General features: G+C 68.0%; 14 protein-coding genes. 8 read left to right on the top strand and 6 right to left on the bottom strand.

The window, feature by feature from the left end:
- Window positions 1-4 precede the first annotated feature (4 nt).
- Window positions 5-724 (bottom strand): acetoacetate decarboxylase family protein, encoded by a 720-nt coding sequence (locus F6B93_RS20240; RefSeq protein WP_211696665.1) that lies wholly within the window; start codon window positions 722-724, stop codon window positions 5-7.
- 28 nt (window positions 725-752) lie between these two features.
- On the opposite strand from F6B93_RS20240, the gene F6B93_RS20235 reads away from it, so the two are divergent.
- On the top strand, window positions 753-1,997 hold the full coding sequence (locus tag F6B93_RS20235) for a cytochrome P450 (protein ID WP_211696664.1): 1,245 nt from the start codon (window positions 753-755) through the stop codon (window positions 1,995-1,997).
- A gap of 94 nt (window positions 1,998-2,091) precedes the next feature.
- Here F6B93_RS20235 and F6B93_RS20230 read toward each other — a convergent pair whose 3' ends face one another.
- Complete coding sequence (locus F6B93_RS20230) at window positions 2,092-2,916, bottom strand: crotonase/enoyl-CoA hydratase family protein (protein ID WP_211699636.1); 825 nt, start codon at window positions 2,914-2,916, stop codon at window positions 2,092-2,094.
- A gap of 64 nt (window positions 2,917-2,980) precedes the next feature.
- Between F6B93_RS20230 and F6B93_RS20225 the strand changes: the two genes are divergently transcribed.
- The 3 genes from F6B93_RS20225 to F6B93_RS20215 all read left to right on the top strand — a co-directional run bounded on the left by F6B93_RS20225 (window position 2,981) and on the right by F6B93_RS20215 (window position 7,215).
- Window positions 2,981-4,627 (top strand): acyl-CoA synthetase, encoded by a 1,647-nt coding sequence (locus tag F6B93_RS20225; RefSeq protein WP_211696663.1) that lies wholly within the window; start codon window positions 2,981-2,983, stop codon window positions 4,625-4,627.
- 199 nt (window positions 4,628-4,826) lie between these two features.
- Entirely contained in the window at window positions 4,827-5,663 is an 837-nt protein-coding gene (locus F6B93_RS20220; RefSeq protein WP_211696662.1) for an amidohydrolase family protein, read from the top strand.
- A 4-nt stretch (window positions 5,664-5,667) separates the two neighbouring features.
- The gene (locus tag F6B93_RS20215; RefSeq protein ID WP_211696661.1) at window positions 5,668-7,215 is read left to right on the top strand and encodes an acetolactate synthase large subunit; all 1,548 of its coding nucleotides are present in this window, start codon (window positions 5,668-5,670) and stop codon (window positions 7,213-7,215) included.
- 13 nt (window positions 7,216-7,228) lie between these two features.
- Here F6B93_RS20215 and F6B93_RS20210 read toward each other — a convergent pair whose 3' ends face one another.
- The 4 genes from F6B93_RS20210 to F6B93_RS20195 form a co-directional block, all read right to left on the bottom strand.
- On the bottom strand, window positions 7,229-11,512 hold the full coding sequence (locus tag F6B93_RS20210; protein WP_211696660.1) for a PE family protein: 4,284 nt from the start codon (window positions 11,510-11,512) through the stop codon (window positions 7,229-7,231).
- 235 nt (window positions 11,513-11,747) lie between these two features.
- Complete coding sequence (gene fadD17, locus F6B93_RS20205) at window positions 11,748-13,265, bottom strand: long-chain-fatty-acid--CoA ligase FadD17 (RefSeq protein WP_211696659.1); 1,518 nt, start codon at window positions 13,263-13,265, stop codon at window positions 11,748-11,750.
- A 34-nt stretch (window positions 13,266-13,299) separates the two neighbouring features.
- Window positions 13,300-14,397 (bottom strand): acyl-CoA dehydrogenase family protein, encoded by a 1,098-nt coding sequence (locus tag F6B93_RS20200; RefSeq protein WP_211696658.1) that lies wholly within the window; start codon window positions 14,395-14,397, stop codon window positions 13,300-13,302.
- Between the two features lie 21 nt (window positions 14,398-14,418).
- Window positions 14,419-15,600, bottom strand: coding sequence for an acyl-CoA dehydrogenase (locus F6B93_RS20195; RefSeq protein WP_211696657.1), 1,182 nt, complete (start codon window positions 15,598-15,600; stop codon window positions 14,419-14,421).
- A 224-nt stretch (window positions 15,601-15,824) separates the two neighbouring features.
- Here F6B93_RS20195 and F6B93_RS20190 point away from each other — a divergent pair, with 224 nt between their 5' ends.
- From F6B93_RS20190 to F6B93_RS20175, 4 genes are all read left to right on the top strand, one after another.
- The gene (locus F6B93_RS20190; RefSeq protein WP_211696656.1) at window positions 15,825-16,016 is read left to right on the top strand and encodes a ferredoxin; all 192 of its coding nucleotides are present in this window, start codon (window positions 15,825-15,827) and stop codon (window positions 16,014-16,016) included.
- An 84-nt stretch (window positions 16,017-16,100) separates the two neighbouring features.
- Window positions 16,101-17,039 (top strand): 3-oxoacyl-ACP reductase, encoded by a 939-nt coding sequence (locus F6B93_RS20185; protein WP_211696655.1) that lies wholly within the window; start codon window positions 16,101-16,103, stop codon window positions 17,037-17,039.
- Between the two features lie 235 nt (window positions 17,040-17,274).
- On the top strand, window positions 17,275-18,039 hold the full coding sequence (locus F6B93_RS20180) for an MlaE family ABC transporter permease (RefSeq protein WP_211699635.1): 765 nt from the start codon (window positions 17,275-17,277) through the stop codon (window positions 18,037-18,039).
- A gap of 34 nt (window positions 18,040-18,073) precedes the next feature.
- Window positions 18,074-18,916: an MlaE family ABC transporter permease gene (locus F6B93_RS20175; RefSeq protein WP_211696654.1), complete on the top strand. Its 843-nt coding sequence runs from the start codon at window positions 18,074-18,076 to the stop codon at window positions 18,914-18,916.
- Window positions 18,917-18,919 lie beyond the last annotated feature (3 nt).

Raw genomic sequence — 18,919 nt, 5'->3', positions numbered from 1 at the left:
GCGTTCAGAGGGCGTGAGCGTCGCCGAAGGTCATCTCCACGTTGGCCGCCGACTGCGACATCAGCGCGCGCTTCGGCAGGCCCAGCGAGGCGAGCTCCTTGGCGTAGGGGTGGTCGCCCAGTCGCAGCCGCGCGCCGCCGAACCGGGTGCGCAATCCCGATATCCGCATCTCCCACGGGATTTCTCGAGTGACGCCGTCTTGGTGGGAGTATGTCGTCAACACCTGCGTGCCTCTGGTGGGCACCGGCAGCCCAGGACTGAACTCGATGCCGGCGATCAGCTGACCGCCCGTGCTGACATCGAAGCCGAAAGTCCTTCCCTCTCGAACCGTGAAGTCCGCCATGATCTTCGGGAAACCCCAGATGGTGCGGCCTGCCTCGAGGGTGAACTCCTGATCCACCGGCAAGTGATGGATGAACGCCGCCGCCTTGGCCAATGCCCTGGGCCCGCGGGGCGCCGGGGATGGGGTGTCCGGCGGGTTCACCATGACCGCGGTGCCGTACTCGTGGTACTTGCCCAGATCCCCGTCGACGTAGCGCACCAGCATCTGCGCGACGATCGCCCGGCCCGGCAGGTACTCACATACCCGCAGCCCGCTGTAGTCGATCAGGCGTTGCGTGGCGTCAGCGGGCACCGAGAACATCGCGGAGTGCAGGTTAGCGGTGCGAATGCGGACCGGCATAGTGAGCACCGTGCCGGCGATGGTGTGTTGCGAGGCAGACATAACGCCCACTGTAATGCGGAGGAATGCGATGACTGAAGTGGTGACCGGGGCGGTACCGGAGACAAAACCGGACGTCGATCTGACCGACGGCAACTTCTATGCCGACAGTCCGAAAGCGCGCGAGGCATACCGCTGGATGCGGGCCAACCAGCCGGTTTTCCGGGACCGCAATGGACTGGCCGGCGCGACGACCTATCAGGCTGTCATCGACGCCGAACGGCAGCCGGAGCTGTTCTCCAATGCCGGCGGTATCCGTCCCGACCAGCCAGCGATGCCGATGATGATCGACATGGATGATCCGGCACATCTGTTGCGGCGCAAGCTGGTGAATGCCGGATTCACCCGAAAGCGGGTCAAGGACAAGGAAGAGTCGATCGGGCAGCTTTGCGACACGCTGATCGATGCGGTGTGCGAACGCGGTGAATGCGACTTTGTGCGAGACATCGCCGCGCCGCTGCCGATGGCGGTCATCGGCGACATGCTTGGGGTGCGTCCGGAGCAGCGGGAAATGTTCCTTAGATGGTCCGACGATCTGGTGACGTTTCTTAGTTCGCATTTCTCCGATGACGATTTCCAGGTCAGCATGGACGCCTTCGCCGCCTACAACGAATTCACCCGCGAGACGATCGCCGCGCGCCGCCACGAGCCGACCGACGACCTGGTGAGTGTCTTGGTGAGTTCTGAGGTCGACGGCGAGCGGCTGACCGACGACGAGCTGGTCATGGAAACGCTGCTCATCCTGATCGGCGGCGACGAAACGACGCGGCACACGTTGAGCGGGGGTACTGAGCCATTGCTGCGCCACCGCGACCAGTGGGACTTGCTACAACGCGACCTACAAGACGACACTGACGCATTGTTACCCGGTGCCATCGAGGAGATGCTGCGCTGGACGTCGCCGGTGAAGAACATGTGCCGCATGTTGACCGCCGACACCGAATTCCACGGCACCCAGCTTCGCGAGGGCGAGAAGATCATGCTGCTCTTCGAGTCGGCGAACTTCGACGAGGCGGTGTTCTCCGAGCCGGAACACTTCGATATTCAGCGAAACCCGAACAGCCATATGGCGTTCGGTTTTGGCACGCATTTCTGTCTGGGTAACCAGCTGGCTCGGCTGGAGCTGTCGTTGATGACCCGACGGGTGCTGCGCCGGTTGCCGGACCTGCGGCTGGCCTCCGAGGACTCGTCGCTGCCGCTGCGGCCGGCGAACTTCGTCAGCGGTTTGGAGGCGATGCCCGTCGTCTTCACCCCGACCGCACCGCTGGGTGGCTAGCTCTTCGCCGATCGTGACGTCACTGCGAGAAACTGGCCCGGATCTCCCCGGATCTCCCCGGATCTCGTAGGGGGTTCAAGTTCGGCGCAGGGAGCTAGCGGTTCTGGAAGTTGGGCGCGCGCTTTTCAGCGAACGCTTTGGGACCTTCCTTGGCGTCGTCGGACAGGAAGACCTTGATCCCGATCTGGGTGTCGATCGCGAACGCGTCGTTCTCGGCCATGCCCTCGGTCTCGCGGATCGTCCGCAGGATCGCCTGGACGGCGAGCGGGCCGTTATTGCCAATCACCTCTGCGAGCTCGAGCGCCTTGGACAGCGCCTGCCCATCGGGTACGACGTAGCCGATAAGGCCCATCTCCTGGGCCTCGGTCGCGGTGATGTGCCGTCCCGTCAACAGCAGGTCACAGGCCACCGTGTAGGGGATCTGGCGCACTAGCCGCACCGCGGAGCCGCCCATCGGGTAGAGGCTCCACTTGGCCTCGGAGATGCCGAACTTGGCGCTTTCGCCAGCGACTCGGATGTCGGTGCCCTGCAGGATCTCCGTTCCGCCGGCGATCGCGGGGCCCTCGACGGCGGCGATAAGTGGCTTGGTTAGCCGCCGGCCCTTGAGCAGAGCGTCGATGCGTGACGGGTCGTAGCTGCCGTCCTTGAAAGAGTCCCCCGGCGGCTTTTGGGTCGCCGCCTTGAGATCCATCCCCGCACAGAAGTAGCCACCGGCACCGGTCAGAATGCAGCAACGGATGTCGGGATCGCTGTCCACGCGGTCCCATGCTTCGACCATGATCTGCATCATTTCGCCACTGAGAGCGTTGCGTCGAGAAGGGCGGTTCATTGTCACGATGAGAGTGTGGCCGCGCTGTTCCACGAGCGCGTCGGGCGCGGGTTCCGCGTTTGCTGGTGCTCCGTCGTCATTCGGGGCCACGGGCAGTCTCTCTTTCTCGACATAGTCGATCAACTTGTCAAGAAATGTAACACGTTCTAGTTTGGTGGCCGTGGCCCTGAATATTGCCGATCTCGCCGAGCACGCTATTGACGCTGTGCCTGACCGTATCGCCCTTATCTGCGGCGATGAGCAGCTGACCTACGCCCAACTGGAGGAGAAGGCCAATCGCCTCGCCCATTACCTGATTGACCAGGGGGTGCAGCAGGACGACAAGGTCGGACTTTATTGTCGCAACCGCATCGAGATCGTCATCGCGATGCTGGGCGTGGTGAAGGCCGGCGCGATCCTCGTGAACGTGAATTTCCGCTACGTGGAGGGCGAACTTCGCTACCTCTTCGATAACTCCGACATGGTGGCGTTGGTCCATGAACGTCGGTATTCCGATCGGGTCGCCAACGTGTTGCCCGAGACTCCCAACGTCAAGACGGTTCTGGTGGTCGAGGACGGCACCGACGACGACTTTGAGCGCTACGGCGGCGTCGAGTTCTCCTCGGCAATCGCGCAGGGTTCTCCCGAGCGCGACTTCGGTGAGCGCAGCCCCGACGCCATCTACTTGCTCTATACCGGCGGCACCACTGGATTCCCGAAGGGCGTGATGTGGCGCCATGAAGACATCTACCGCGTGCTGTTCGGCGGAACTGACTTCGCGACGGGCGAATTCGTCAAGGACGAGTACGACCTGGCCAAGGCCGCCGCAGCGAATCCGCCGATGATCCGCTATCCGATTCCGCCAATGATCCACGGCGCCACCCAGTCGGCGACCTGGATGGCGATCTTCTCGGGTCAAACCACTGTGCTCGCGCCGGAATTCCAGGCCGACGAGGTGTGGCGCAGGATTCACGACCACAAGGTGAACCTGTTGTTCTTCACGGGTGACGCCATGGCCCGCCCGCTGCTTGACGCGCTGATGAAGGACAACGATTACGATCTGTCGTCGCTCTTCCTGTTGGCGAGCACCGCGGCGCTGTTCTCGCCGAGCCTCAAGGAGAAATTCATCGAACTGCTGCCCAATCGGGTCATTACGGACTCGATCGGCGCATCGGAAACCGGATTTGGTGGAACGAGCATCGTCGTGGCGGGCCAGGCGCATTCCGGTGGGCCGCGAGTGAGCATCGACAATCGCACCGTCGTCCTCGACGACGACGGCAACGAGGTGCAGCCCGGCTCAGGCGTGCGCGGCGTCATCGCCAAGAAGGGCAACATTCCCGTCGGCTACTACAAAGACGAGAAGAAGACCGCTGAGACGTTCAAGACCATCAACGGAGTCCGTTACGCGATCCCCGGTGACTACGCGCAGGTCGAGGAGGACGGCACGGTCACCATGCTGGGTCGGGGCTCGGTATCGATCAACAGCGGCGGGGAAAAGATCTACCCGGAAGAAGTGGAGGCGGCGCTCAAGGGCCACCCCGATGTATTCGATGCCCTGGTGGTCGGTGTGCCGGATCCGCGCTACGGCCAGCACGTGGCGGCCGTCGTTGCGGCCCGGCCCGGATGCCGGCCGGCGTTAGCCGAACTGGACGGTTTCGTGCGTTCCGAGATCGCGGGATATAAAGTGCCGCGCAGCCTTTGGCTCGTCGATGAGGTGAAGCGCACACCCGCCGGCAAGCCGGACTACCGCTGGGCCAAGGAGCAGACCGAGGCACGCCCCGCCGACGACGTGCGTGCCAATCAGGAGAGCACTGGCGCCTGATCCTGGGTGATCCGGGCGCGCCGCGCTCCGGTGTAGCGAGCTCGCGGCCTGGCGGCTCGCCCCGCCTGATGAGGGGACCAACCTTCGGCTGGTCTAGCGTGTCCTGCTTGGACGATATGAGCGGCCTCCGGCGCCTCGCCCCGATTGCGAGGGTGCAGGGGTGGTAATTGGCTCCCGAGCGTCTACAGTCTGAAGCGCGATGACGATCGATGTGTGGATGCAGCATCCGACCCAAGGGTTTCTGCGCAGCGACATGATGGCTTCGCTGCGGCGCTGGACCGGTGGGTCGATACCGGATGGCGACATCCCGATCGAGGTGACCGTAGCGTCGATGGATGCCGCCGATGTGGGTTTCGGCCTGCTCAGCGCGTGGTGTGGCCCGGTAGCGCAGGATCTGATCTCCAACGACCAGGTTGCGGAATGGATCCGGTTGTACCCGGACAGGTTTGCTGGTCTGGCGGCGGTCGACTTGGACCGCCCGATGGCGGCCGTCCGCGAGCTGAGGCGTCGAGTCAGTGAAGGGTTCATCGGTCTACGGGTGGTGCCGTGGCTGTGGAACGCGCCGCCGACCGATCGCCGGTACTACCCGCTGTTCGCCGAATGTGTGGAGTCGGCCGTGCCATTCTGCACTCAGGTTGGTCACACCGGCCCGCTGCGGCCGTCGGAGACCGGCCGCCCGATTCCCTACATCGATCAGGTGGCCCTCGACTTTCCGGAGCTCGTGATCGTGTGCGGACACATTGGCTATCCGTGGACCGAGGAGATGGTCGCGGTCGCCCGCAAGCACGAGAACGTCTACATCGACACCTCGGCATACACGATCAAGCGGCTACCGCCCGAGCTAGTCCGGTTCATGAAAACCGGTACGGGACAACGCAAAGTCATGTTCGGGACCAACTACCCGATGATCGCGCATGCGCACGCCCTGGCCGGCTTTGACGACCTCGGCCTCAGCGACGAGGCTCGTCGCGACTTTCTGCACGACAACGCCGAGCGGGTCTTTCGGCTCGCCCGATGTCCCAAGAGAGGGGAGTAGATCCGTGAATGGTGCCCAGGCCTTGATCAACACGTTGGTCGATGGGGGTGTGGATGTGTGTTTCGCCAACCCGGGCACCTCGGAGATGCACTTTGTGGCGGCGCTGGACACCGTCCCCCGCATGCGCGGAGTGCTGACCCTCTTCGAAGGCGTGGCCACTGGTGCCGCGGATGGTTATGCGCGGATCGCCGACCGGCCGGCGGCGGTGCTGCTGCATTTGGGGCCGGGTCTGGGCAATGGTCTGGCCAACCTGCACAACGCGCGTCGCGCCCGGGTGCCGATGGTGGTCGTTGTCGGCGACCATGCGATCCATCACAAGAAGTACGACGCCCCGCTGGAATCCGACATCGACGCGGTCGCCGGCACCGTCTCGGCCTGGGTGCGGCGGACGGGTGCCGTCGCGCAGGTCGGGGCCGACGCCGAAGCGGCCATCGCCGCGAGCCGTTCGGGCGCGCAGATCTCGACGCTGATCCTGCCCGCTGATGTGTGTTGGACCGATGGCGCCCATCCGGCGGCGGGTGTTCCGGCGCCGTCGGCTGGAACGCCGGTGGACATCGGGCCGGTCGCTGAGGTGCTGCGCTCGGGAGAACCCGCCATGATCCTGATCGGCGGGGACGCGACTCGCGGGCCCGGGCTGGCCGCGGCGGCGCGGGTCGTTGAGGCAACCGGAGCCCGCTGGTTGTGCGAAACATTCCCGACGCGGTGGGAGCGCGGTGCCGGTGTCCCCGCCGTCGACCGGCTCAACTATTTCGCTGAAGGCGCGACCGCGCAGCTGGACGGGGTCAAGCACCTGGTGCTGGCCGGCGCCAAGTCACCGGTGTCGTTCTTCGCCTATCCCGGCGTGCCGAGCGATCTGGTGCCGGCCGGCTGCGAGGTACACGTGCTCTGCGAACAGCACGGTGCGGCGGCCGCGTTGGCCGCGTTGGCCGACGAGGTTGCGCCGGACACAGTGGCATCGGTGGCGGCCGCGTCCCGTCCGGAGTTGCCGACCGGGACACTGACCTCAATGACGGCCGCCGACGTCGTCGGCGCACTGTTGCCCGAAGGGGCGATTGTCGTGGACGAGTCGAATACCTCGGGCGTGCTGTTGCCGCAGGCCACCGCCGGGGCGCCGGCCCATGACTGGCTGACGCTGACTGGCGGGGCGATCGGCTACGGCATACCGGCCGCGGTCGGTGCCGCGGTCGCCGCGCCCGATCGTCGGGTGCTGTGCCTGGAATCCGACGGGTCGGCGATGTACACGATCTCGGGATTGTGGACTCAGGCGCGAGAGAATCTGGACGTCACCACGGTGATCTACGACAACGGCGCCTATGACATCCTGCGGATCGAGCTGCAGCGCGTCGGCGCCGGATCCGAACCCGGTCCCAAAGCGCTGGATCTGCTTGACATATCGCGCCCCGCAATGGATTTCGTCAAGATCGCCGAGGGGATGGGGGTGCCGGCTCGGCGGGCGACAACCTGCGAGGAGTTCGCGGACGCCCTGCGTGCCGCTTTCGACGAACCCGGACCGCACCTGATCGACGCCGTGGTGCCGTCAATGCTCGGCTAGCGGGACGTCAACCTCAGGAGACGGTTCCAGCAGCCCCGGCGCTGCCGCCCGTGCCGGTACCGTCACCGCCGGTGCCGCCGGCCTGGCCACCGCCAGATCCGCTGCCGCTGTTGGACGTGCCATCACCGCCGGTGCCGCCGGAATTGCCGTTGCCGGCATTCCCGCCCCTGCCGCCGTCACCGCCGGTGCCGCTGTCGGCACCGCTCCCGCCGGTGCCATCGTCGCCGGCCACGGTGCCGGTGCCGCCGTCCCCGCCGTTGCCGCCAGTTCCGCCGGTGCCGCCATTTCCGCCCGCACCGCCAGCTCCGCCATCGCCGGCACCGCCGCCGCCGGAGAGGCCGCCAGCTCCGCCGTCGCCGCCGGTACCACCGTCGGCGCCGAACGCGGCGTCGGCGCCGTTGCCGCCGTTGCCGCCGTTGCCGGTGGTGTCATTTCCGCTGCCGGTTGCGACAGCCCCGCCGCCGTTGCCGCCGTTGCCGCCGAGGCCGCCGTCGGCGCCATCGCCGCCGGCCCCGCCAGCGCCGCCGGCGCCGCCAGTGCCGCCGGTGCCGCCGTTGAAACCACCGGCGCCGCCCGCGCCGCCCTGTCCGCCAGCGCCACCACTGCCGGCATTGAACGAGCCGAGGTTGCCGTCGCCGCCGTTGCCGCCGTTGCCGCCGACGGCTGTCCCGTTGGTGCCGTTCGCAGTAGCGAGGCCTCCGTTGCCGCCGTTCCCGCCAGCGGCGCCATTGCCGGCGGTAACCATAGTGCCGTCGGGTAGGGTCGTCGTGCCGTTGGTGGCATTGCCGCCGTTGCCGCCGTTGCCGCCGTTGGCCACCCCGTCTTCGGCGTTGGCGGTGGCGGCGCCGCCAGCGCCTCCACTGCCACCGGCCCCAAATCCACCGGACCCGCCGTCCCCGCCGCCGCCGCCTTCGCCAGCGTTTGCCGTCCCGGCTTTGCCGGTGGCGTTGGCGTCGCCGCCCAGGCCGCCGTCGCCACCGGGCCCATTCAAGAAACTACCGTCGCCGCCTGCGCCGCCCTCTCCGCCGGTGGCGGTTTGGCTGTCGTTGTTGTTGGTTCCAGTGCCGCCGTCTCCGCCATTACCACCCTGCTGGATTTGAGTGACGGGGGGAGGACCGGTGGTGGGGCTGCCCGGAGTACCAGGGTCACCGTTGCCACCGGTCGGGTCAGCGTCGGCGCCGTCGCCGCCATCAGCAGCCTGCGGCACTGTGGTTGTGTTGGTGATGTTGGCGCCGTTGGCGCCGGCCCCGCCTTTGCCACCGGCGCCGCCGTTGCCGCCGTCGCCGCCGGTACCCTGGCTGCCGGCGGTGCCGTTGCTGAGGTTGCCGATAGCTCCGCCGTCGCCGGGTAGGCCGCCACCGCTCCCGGTGCCCCCGGACCCGCCGGTGCCGCCGTCAGGCGTGGCGATGAAGATGCTTCCGATGGGGTTTTGCGTGCCGTCGGTGCCGGCGGCGCCATCTCCGCCGTTGGCGCCCAGGCCGCCGTTGCCGCCGTTGCCGCCGTTGCCGCCGCTGAAGTTGTTGCTGGCGTCGCCGCCTTGGCCGCCGGCTCCACCCTGGCCGGCCATGCCGGCGTTGCCGCCGTTGCCGCCGTTGCCGGCGGCAAACACCGTTCCGGTGCCGTCACCGCCGTTGGCGGCGCCCAAGGCGCCGTTACCGCCTGCGCCGGCGTTTCCGCCGGTGCCGCCCTGGCCGCCGTCGCCGGCGGATGTGCCAGCAGCGTCGGCACCGCCGGTGCCGCCCTGTCCACCGTTGCCGGCGTCGCCACCGGTGCCGCCACTACCGCCGTTGCCTGGGGGCGCGTCGAGGGTACCGCTCGCGCCGGCGCCGCCGGCTCCGCCGTTGCCTGCCGAGCCGCCTTCGCCGCCCATGCCGCCGTCGCCGCCGCCGACCGAGGCGCCGGCTCCGGCGGCTCCGCCCTGGCCACCCACGCCACCGAAGCCGCCGGCGCCGCCGGTGCCGCCGTCGCCTCCATTCGGGGTATCGGTGACCAGAGCGTTGGGGGTATCGGCCGCACCACCCTCGCCGGCTGCGCCGCCCCCACCGCCGGCACCGCCCGTGCCGCCCTCGCCGCCGTTACCGCCGGCGCCGCCAGCAGCGCCGCCGTTGCCGCCCGCGCCGCCGGTGCCGCCGGCGCCGCCGTTGGCTCCGGTCCCGCCGGCGGGCGCCGCGCCCGTGCCGGTGGTGCCATTGCCACCGTCGCCGCCAGCGCCGGCGGCGCCGCCGGTGCCGCCCATGCCGCCATCGCCGCCGGTGCCGCCGTTAGCGCCCGCGGCTCCGCCCAGGCCGCCCGCCCCGCCGTCACCGCCGTTGAAGCCGGTCCCGCCAGCGACTCCGACATTGCCGCTGTTGTCGGTGCCGGCGGCGCCGCTGCCGCCCTGGCCGCCCGCGCCGCCGTTGCCGCCGGTGCCGCCGGTACCCGTGCTGCCCGCGGTGCCGCCGTTCGCGGCACCGGCCGCGCCGCCCGCGCCGCCGGCGCCGCCGGCGCCGCCCTCACCACCCGTGGGGGCGTTCGTGCTCAAGTTGCCGGCCGCGCCGCCGCTGCCGCCGTTGGAGCCGTTGCCGCCATTGCCGCCCGTTCCACCGGTGCCGCCGGCTCCGCCGGAGGCGCCGCCGGCGCCGCCGGCGCCTCCGGCGTCGCCTGCGACCCCGTTTCCACCGGTGGCGTTCATGGTGCCGCTGTTGTCGGTGCCGTCGGCGCCGGCGACGGTGGCGCTGCCGCCGTTGCCGCCGTTGCCGCCGTTGCCGCCGTCGCCGTCGCTGCCGGCCACCCCGCCGGTGCCGGAGCCGGCCGCGCCGCCGGAGCCGGCTGCCCCGCCTCCGCCGCCGATGCCGCCGAGGCCGCCGTTGGTGCCAGACGTCGTCGAGTCGTTGCCGGCGGCGCCCGTGCCGCCGGTGCCGCCCGTGCCGCCGGTGCCGCCATTGCCGGCGGTCCCGCCGGTCACCGCCGCGCCGCCGGTGCCGCCGCTGCCGCCAGCGCCACCGTCGAAGCCGCCGCCGCCGGCGCCACCGTCACCGACGGCGGAGACGCCGTTGGCGCCTTGGCCGCCCATGCCGCCGTTGCCGCCGGTGCCGCCGGAGCCAACACCACCGGCCAGACCCCCGGTGCTAAAGATTCCGGCGGCGCCAGCGGCCCCGCCGCTACCGGCAGACCCGCCCGTGCCGCCGTCGCCGCCGGTGCCGGCGGCGATCGAGGTGGTGCCCTGACCACCTTCGCCACCGATGCCGCCCGTGCCGCCTTGGCCGCCAAGCCCGCCGGCGCCAGCGGTACCGAACAGCACCGGGCCGCCACCACCCACGCCGCCCTCGCCACCGTTGCCACCGAGACCGCCGTCGCCACCGTCGCCGGCGCCGAGGCCGGCGTTGTCCCCGGCGGCGCCGTCGCCGCCCTGGCCGCCGGCACCGCCAGCGCCGCCGTTGGTGAGGAACCCACCGGTTCCGCCGTTGCCACCGAGGCCGCCGTCGCCGGCGTTGCCCCCGCCACCGGTACCGGTGGCACCGATCCCACCAGCGCCGCCGGCGCCCGCGGCGCCGAAGAGTCCCGCGCCGGCGCCACCGTTGCCGCCGGTGCCGCCGGTGCCGCCGCCGGTGCCGCCCATGCCGCCCATGCCGCCGACGCCGCCGGCGCCGATCAGCCCGGCGCCGTTGCCGCCGTTGCCGCCGATGCCGCCCGTGCTGGCGGCGGCGCCGACGCCACCGAGGCCGCCGGCACCCCCGCCGCCGAAGAGCAGCCCGGCGTTGCCGCCGTTGCCGCCAGCGGCGCCGCCGCTGCCGCCCGCGCCACCGGGGCCGCCATTGCCCCACAGCCCGGCGTTGCCGCCGTTGCCGCCGGCCTGGCCCGCCCCGCCGGCCGCGCCGGCGCCGCCGCTGCCAAACAGCCATCCGCCGTCGGCACCGTCGCCGCCCGGCGTCGTCGCGTCGGCGCCATTGCCGATCAGCGGGCGCGACAGGAACGTCTCTATCGGCGTCTGCAACGGTGCGGGCAGCGCGTCAATAATCGGCTGCAGCGGTCCCGCGGCGGCCGCCTCGGCGGCGGCATAAGAGCCCGCACCCGCGGTCAGGGTACGGACGAACTCGCTGTGAAATGCTTGCGCCCGCGCTGCGGCGGCCTGATAGCCCTGGGCGTGCTCGGAGAACAGTGCGGCGATGGCCGCCGACACCTCGTCCGCGGCGGCGGACGCGACCGCCGTCGTCTGTGCTGCCGCGGCCGCGTTGCCAGCTGCCAGCGTCTCGCCAATCCGCCCCACATCTGCGGCGACGGACTCCATTATCTGTGGCGCTACCAACACAAACGACATCCGGCACCTCGCACTTGCTCAGGCAGACTGGCACCAGCCAGCCGCCATCCCATGCATCGCTAGAACCGGATCGTATCTCGATCGGGTGGCTCATTCAGCCGTTCCACCGAATCAACCAGTGTCAGTATGTGGATCGTTATTCAGCATGTGGATCGGTTATGTCGTCGGTCCGATGCGCACTCCACACCATGAGGTGCTTCGGGATCGCATCGGGGCGCTCGCCTCTGCTGGGCAACTACCGGTGAATGGGCCACACCGGATCGCTGCAGTCGACACCCTCGGCGGACAACTGCCGCTTGAGCACCTTGAAGGTCGCGGTGCGTGGTAACCCCGGGCTGACCCGCACGTACGACGGCCACTGCTTGGGCCCGAGGTCGGTCTGCCCGGCGAGAAAGTCCCGGAAGGTGTCGGCATCGAACGTCGCGCCAGGCGCCATCACCACTGCGGCCATCACCTGGTCGCCGACGACGGGATCGGGCACCGCATACACCGCAACCTCGGAACTTTCGGGGTACCGCAGCAGAACTCGCTCGATCGGTGCCGTACCGAGATTTTCGCCGTCGACCCGCATCCAATCGCCGAGCCGCCCGGCGAAGTACACGTAGCCGGCCTCGTCACGGTAGGCGAGGTCGCCGCTGTGGTACACACCGCCGGCCATCCGCTCGGATTCGGCGGCCTCGTCGTTGTAGTAGCCCTCGAAGCGACCAGGTCCGGCGCTGTTGACCAGCTCGCCCACGACGCCCACCGGGCATTGCTCGCCGGTATCGGGGTCGACGATCTGGATCCCGTCGGGCAGCGGGCCCAGGGCGCCCTGCGGGGTGTCCGGCGTGCGGCTGATCGCCACCCCGCCCTCGGTCGAACCGAATCCGTCCATGACGATGCAGCCGAATCTGCGTCCGAAGCGCTCGACGTCGGCGGCCACGCCCTCGTTGCCGTACACCGCCCGCAACGGGTTGTCGGCGTCGTCAGGCTGCTCAGGTGTGGCAAGCACATACGACAGCGGCTTTCCCACGTAGTTGGCATAGGTGGCGCCATAGCGGCGGACATCGGGCAGAAAGTTCGACGCCGAGAACTTGCGCCGCAACACCAGTGAGCCCTGACATGCCGCGGCCACCGCCCAGCCCACCAGCACGGCGTTGGAATGAAACAACGGCATCGACACGTAGCAGACGTCGTCGCGCCCAAGATCGAAGCGCTGCGCCATCGTCGTGCCGGCGATCGCCACCTTGCCGTGGCTGCATCGCACCGCTTTGGGGTCTCCGCTGGTGCCCGACGTGAAGATCAACATGAACAGATCCGCGGGATCCGCGGATTGACACACGACTTCCGCGTCCCGCTGCGCGGCGACCTCCTCGGCCCACTCGGCCGAATCGACGTTCAGGTGCTCGATACCGTCGAGGGTCGCCGCCGAACCCACGTCTGCCAGCACCAATTGGCAATCCGCCTTGGCGATGTCACGGGCCAGCGCGTCGCCGCGGCGCACCGGATTGAGGCCAACCGGCACAATCCCCGTCAATCCGGCCGCCACCAATGTCGCCGAGAAGAACGGCGTGTTTTGCAGCAGCACACCGACGTGTGGGGGACGAGCCGGATCGAGTCGTTGACGCAGTGCGGCGGCGATCGCGGCGCCGTGCCGGACATGGTCGTGCCAGCTGATGAAGGTGTCCTCGAAATAGACACCCCGGTCGGCGACCTCAGCCAGCGGCGCCAACAACTGGGTGACCGTCGGGTTAGCGGGCGGCTGGCTGTTCACGTCGCTCGCTCTCGGTCGAGCCACTGGGCGGGGCCTAGGCCGGTTCGCGGGCCAGTTCGCGGCCGATGCGGCGCAGTTGCCCGGTGGCGCCGCCCAACGTGAACTCGGTCTCCTTGGAGGCAAGGAAATACCGGTGCACCGGGTGATCGGTGTCGACCCCGACGCCGCCGTGCACGTGCACGATGGTATGCGCCACCCGGTGCCCGGCCTCGGCGGCCCAGAACGCCGCGGTGGCGATGTCGACGTCAGCTGGCAAGTCCTCAGCCACGCGCCAGGCCGCCTGGGTAAGGGTCAGGCGTAACCCCTTGACATCGATGTAGCCGTCGGCCAGCCGCTGGGCTACCGCCTGGAAGCTGCCGATCGGTCGATCGAATTGCTCGCGGGTTCGGGCGTATTCGGCCGTCAACTGCAATCCCCGCTCCAGCGCGCCGAGCTGGAATGCACTGCGGCCCAGCGTGGTCAGGGTGGTCAACCACGCCGCGGCCTCGTCGCCGCCAACCCGTCGCGCGGCGTCCACCTCGGTGCCTTCCAGAGCCAAGTGGCCGACGCTACCCAACCCGGTGGTGTTCAGCGCGGTCATAGTGACCCCTGGGTCATTCGCCGCGATCAGGAAAATAGCTGTGCCGGAATCGGTTTCGGCGGGAACGAGGAAGCCGTCGGCCACCGGACCGAAGGCGACCGAGGTGCGCGTTCCGGTGAGCCGATGCCCCCGATCGGCGCTGGTCGCCTCTACCGGCCCCTCGCCCATCTCGCCGTCGAGGGCGACCGCGAGGATCTTCTCGCCGCGCACTGCCGGTGCGGCCCACTCCCGCTGTAGTTCCTCCGAGCCGAACCGCGCGAGTGCGCCGGCGGCGAGCACCACCGACTCCAGGTACGGCACTGCGGCCAGTTGATGGCCCAGTGCTACCAGCACGGCTGTTTGCTCAAGCAGCCCGAATCCGTCGCCGCCCAGCGATTCCGGCGCCGCGCTCGTCAAGATGTCGGCATCAATGAGCTTGCGCCACAGCTCGCGGTCGAAACGTTGATCGAGCTGGTCCAGCTCGCGTTGATGCTCGGGTGTGCACACCGCGTCGACGATGGTGTCGACGAGACCGCCGAGATCCTGGGCCGCTTCAGTCGTGGAGAAATCCATAGAAGTTTCGTCCTCACTGCATCATCGGTTGGCGCGGGGCAGGCCCAGCGCGGTCATCCCGATGATGTCGCGTTGGACTTCGTTGGTGCCGCCGCCGAAGGTCAAAATCAGACAGGCACGGTGCATCCGTTCGGCGCGCCCGCGCAGCAAGGCGCCGGGCGAATCCGGGCGCAGTGTGGCCGCGGTACCCAGCACCTCCATCAACAGTCGGTAGGCCTCGGTGGCCAGCTCGGTCCCGAACACTTTTGCCGCCGACGCATCGGCGGGTGACGGGGAGTCGCTGTGGGACGATGCCAGCTCCCAATTGATCAGCTTGAGGACCTCGGCCTTCGCGTGCACACGTGCCAGATTGAGTTGCACCCACTCCGCGTCGATGACCCGGCCCCCGGCAGGATCCTTCGTGTTCTGCGCCCACTCACGAACTTCCTTGAGACACGTGAAGATTGGAGCCGACGACACCAGAGCGACACGCTCGTGATTGAGCTGATTGGTCACCAGGCGCCAGCCGGCGTTTTCCTCACCGACCCGATTGGTCACCGGCACGCGCACGTCGGAGTAGTAGGTGGCGCTGGTGTCGGGACCGGCCATGGTGTGGACGGCGGTCCAGGAGAAGCCCTCTGCGCTGGTGGGCACGATAAGGACGGAAATGCCACGGTGCTTCTTGGCCTCGGTATTGGTGCGAACCGCCAGCCACACGTAGTCCGCGTAGGGGATCAGACTGGTCCACATTTTCTGGCCGTTGATCACGTAGTCGTCGCCGTCGCGAACCGCGGTGGTACGGAGGTTGGCTAGGTCGGTGCCGGCGCCGGGTTCGGAATAGCCGATGGAAAAGTGCAGCTCGCCGGCGGCGATCTTGGGCAGGAAGGACTTCTTCTGCTCGTCGGTCCCGTAGGCCATGATGGTGGGCGCGACGCTGTTGATGGTCAGGAAGGGCACCGGCGCACCCGCGATGGCCGCTTCGTCGGTGAAGATCAGCTGATCCATCGCCGAGCGGTCCTGCCCGCCGTACTCCTTGGGCCAGCCCAGGGCGAGCCACCCGTCTTTGCCCATCTGTGCCACCGTCTCGCGGTAGACATTGCCGGTGCCGTATTCGCCCTGGACCGCACTCAGTGCCTCACGTCGCTCCGGGGTGATCAGGGTGGTGAAGTAGGAGCGAAGCTCGCGACGCAGCTCCTCCTGTTCGGGGCTGTAACTAATGCGCATCTAAGCCGCCTCCGATCAACTGACCGTGTCTGTAGCGCGAGCCGCTACTAGCTGCGACGAGCCGCCAACAAGAACCGCCAACGACTACCCGTCCGTATCCCCGGTTGTAACACGTTCTAGTCTGGGAATCCAGCGACCGTTTGCTCAGCCCGTCCGGAGCCCTATGGTGGAGTCTGAGTGCGACGGGCCGTGTGTTTGGTCCAAGGCCAGGTAAGGAGAGTGCCGTGCGGGTGATCGTGGACCATGACCGATGCGAAGGTAACGCCGTGTGCTTGGGAATCGCGCCGGATATCTTCGACCTGGACGACCAGGACTACGCGGTCGTGAAGATGGATCCTATTGAGCCGGACCAGGAGGATCTTGCCGAGCAGGCGATCGCGGAATGCCCGCGCGCGGCCCTGTTACGCGAGGATTAGCCTCCGGGAAGCCCCGCCAGTCGCGCCACTTCCAGCCAATTTTCGCCGCTGTCCGACACTCCTGAAACTAGAGGTATTCATAAGTTGACTAGCAGCGCAAACGCGGTCGATCTATCCGGAAAGGTCGCGGTGGTGACGGGCGCGGCCGCAGGACTCGGTAGGGCCGAGGCGATCGGACTGGCCCGCCTGGGCGCCACCGTCGTCGTCAACGACATCGCCACCGCCATGGACTCCTCCGACGTCATCGACGAGATCGCCGCCGTTGGTACGGCGACGGGGTCGAAGGCGGTTGCGGTAACCGGCGACGTCAGCCAGCGCGCCACGGCCGACGAACTGGTGGCTTGCGCCGACGGGTTGGGCGGGCTCGACATTGTGGTGAACAACGCCGGTATCACCCGAGACCGGATGCTGTTCAATATGACCGACGAGGACTGGGACAGCGTCATCGCCGTGCACTTGCGCGGCCACTTCCTGCTCACTCGCAACGCGGCCACGTACTGGCGCAAGAAAGCCAAAGAAGCCGAACAGGGCACGGTATTCGGCCGCCTCATCAACACGTCCTCGGAGGCCGGCCTGGTGGGTCCGGTGGGTCAGGCGAACTACGGTGCCGCTAAGGCGGGCATCACCGCGCTCACCCTGACGGCCGCGCGGGCGCTGGGGCGGTACGGGGTATCCGCCAACGCGATCTGCCCCCGGGCGCGCACCGCAATGACGGCCGATGTTTTTGGACCCGCGCCGGACGCGTCCGACATGGCAGCGGATGAGATCGACCCGTTGTCGCCAGAGCACGTGGTGAGCCTGGTGCAGTTTCTGGCGTCCCCGGCGGCCGCAGCGGTCAACGGCCAGGTCTTCATCGTCTACGGACCCCAGGTCACGTTGGTATCCGCACCCAGCGTGGAGCGTCGCTTCAGCGCGGACGGCCCGGTATGGGATCCAGCTCAGCTCGGCACGACATTGCAGGACTACTTTGCTGGCCGGGATCCGGAACAGAATTTTTCCGCGACCGGGCTCATGGCTCAGTGAGGGCGCGCGAACCTGTCCCCGCGGCGGGTTCACTGGCAGAACCGGTGTCGGTCGAACCCTCTAACAAGGCGCCTAACCTGCAAAATTGGCACGGCTGATCAATAAGTGGGCGCATTGACATGGTGAACTTGTTCTGGGTTAATATGAGCCGGCTCACACTGTGCAACGTGGCAGGCCGGGTCACGTACAGGTGGCCCACAGTCTTCGCCGCGAGCAGCAGACGGGGGGAACCCAGTTGATCCAACAACTTGCGGTTCCGGCCCGGGCCGTCGGCGGGTTTTTCGAAATGTCGATGGACACCGCGCGCGCCGCTTTTCGCCGGCCGTTTCAGTTTCGCGAATTTCTCGATCAGACCTGGATGGTGGCCCGGGTATCCCTCGTCCCGACGCTGTTGGTGTCAATCCCTTTCACGGTCCTGGTGGCGTTCACCCTCAACATCCTGCTGCGCGAAATCGGGGCCGCCGACCTGTCCGGTGCCGGCACGGCCTTCGGCACCATCACCCAGCTGGGCCCCGTTGTGACGGTGCTCGTCGTCGCCGGTGCCGGTGCCACCGCAATCTGCGCCGACCTTGGTGCTCGAACCATTCGCGAGGAAATCGACGCGATGCGGGTGTTGGGCATCGACCCCATCCAACGGTTGGTGGTGCCCAGGGTCCTGGCGTCGACCTTGGTCGCGCTGTTGCTCAACGGTTTGGTCTGCGCCATCGGCCTGTCCGGCGGCTACGTCTTCTCCGTCTTTCTCCAAGGCGTCAACCCGGGCGCTTTCATCAACGGGCTCACCGTACTCACCGGGCTGCGCGAGCTGATCCTTGCCGAAGTCAAAGCATTGCTGTTCGGACTCATGGCCGGACTCGTCGGTTGTTACCGCGGCCTGACGGTCAAGGGCGGTCCCAAGGGGGTCGGCAATGCCGTCAACGAAACCGTCGTGTACGCATTCATCTGCCTCTTCGTCATTAACGTGGTCATGACCGCCATCGGCGTAAGACTGTCGGCCGGGTAACAAACGATGGTGAATAAGCGATGGTGAGTACGCGATGAGCTACGACATCACTATCCGAGCTCGCCGGTATTTTCGCCGGCTGCAGGCGCCGGTCGACAACTTCGGCGAGCAGGCGCTGTTCTACGGCGAAACCGTCCGCTATATCCCCAACGCCATCACCAAGTATCGGAAAGAGACGATCCGCCTCGTTGCCGAGATGACGCTGGGCGCAGGAGCGCTCGTCATGATCGGCGGCACCGTCGGGGTCGCGGCCTTCCTGACGCTCGCGTCCGGCGGGGTTATCGCCGTGCAGGGTTTCTCTTCGCTGGGCGACATCGGGATCGAGGCCCTGACCGGATTCCTCTCGGCCTTCTTGAACGTCCGCGTGGTCGCGCCGGTCATTGCCGGTATCGCGCTGGCGGCCACCATCGGCGCCGGCGCCACCGCGCAACTCGGCGCCATGCGGGTCTCCGAAGAGATCGACGCGGTCGAATGCATGGCGGTCCACTCCGTCTCATACCTGGTGTCCACCCGGCTGATCGCTGGCCTCGTGGCGATCATCCCGCTGTACTCGCTGTCGGTGCTGGCCGCGTTTTTCGCTGCCCGGTTCACCACTGTGTACATCAACGGGCAGTCCAAGGGGCTCTACGACCACTACTTCAACACCTTCCTCATCCCGTCCGACCTGCTGTGGTCGTTCATGCAGGCCATCGCGATGGCGATCGCGGTGATGCTGGTGCACACCTATTACGGCTACAACGCCAGTGGCGGGTCCGTCGGCGTGGGTGTCGCAGTCGGTCAGGCCGTACGGACCTCGCTGATCGTTGTCGTGGTCATTACGTTGTTCATCTCGCTCGCCGTCTACGGCGCGTCCGGTAACTTCAATCTCTCTGGGTAAGGA

This window comes from Mycobacterium spongiae, from assembly GCF_018278905.1.
Classification (GTDB): domain Bacteria; phylum Actinomycetota; class Actinomycetes; order Mycobacteriales; family Mycobacteriaceae; genus Mycobacterium; species Mycobacterium spongiae.
This window is presented reverse-complemented; position numbering and strand designations above follow the sequence as displayed.

Bases quoted from the DNA above. Each gene is read 5' to 3' on its own strand.
- F6B93_RS20195 (WP_211696657.1), bottom strand. From the start codon at position 15,600: ATGCGCATTAGTTACAGCCCCGAACAGGAGGAGCTGCGTCGCGAGCTT.
- F6B93_RS20240 (WP_211696665.1), bottom strand. From the start codon at position 724: ATGTCTGCCTCGCAACACACCATCGCCGGCACGGTGCTCACTATGCCG.
- F6B93_RS20200 (WP_211696658.1), bottom strand. From the start codon at position 14,397: ATGGATTTCTCCACGACTGAAGCGGCCCAGGATCTCGGCGGTCTCGTC.
- F6B93_RS20235 (WP_211696664.1), top strand. From the start codon at position 753: ATGACTGAAGTGGTGACCGGGGCGGTACCGGAGACAAAACCGGACGTC.
- F6B93_RS20210 (WP_211696660.1), bottom strand. From the start codon at position 11,512: ATGTCGTTTGTGTTGGTAGCGCCACAGATAATGGAGTCCGTCGCCGCA.
- F6B93_RS20220 (WP_211696662.1), top strand. From the start codon at position 4,827: ATGACGATCGATGTGTGGATGCAGCATCCGACCCAAGGGTTTCTGCGC.
- F6B93_RS20175 (WP_211696654.1), top strand. From the start codon at position 18,074: ATGAGCTACGACATCACTATCCGAGCTCGCCGGTATTTTCGCCGGCTG.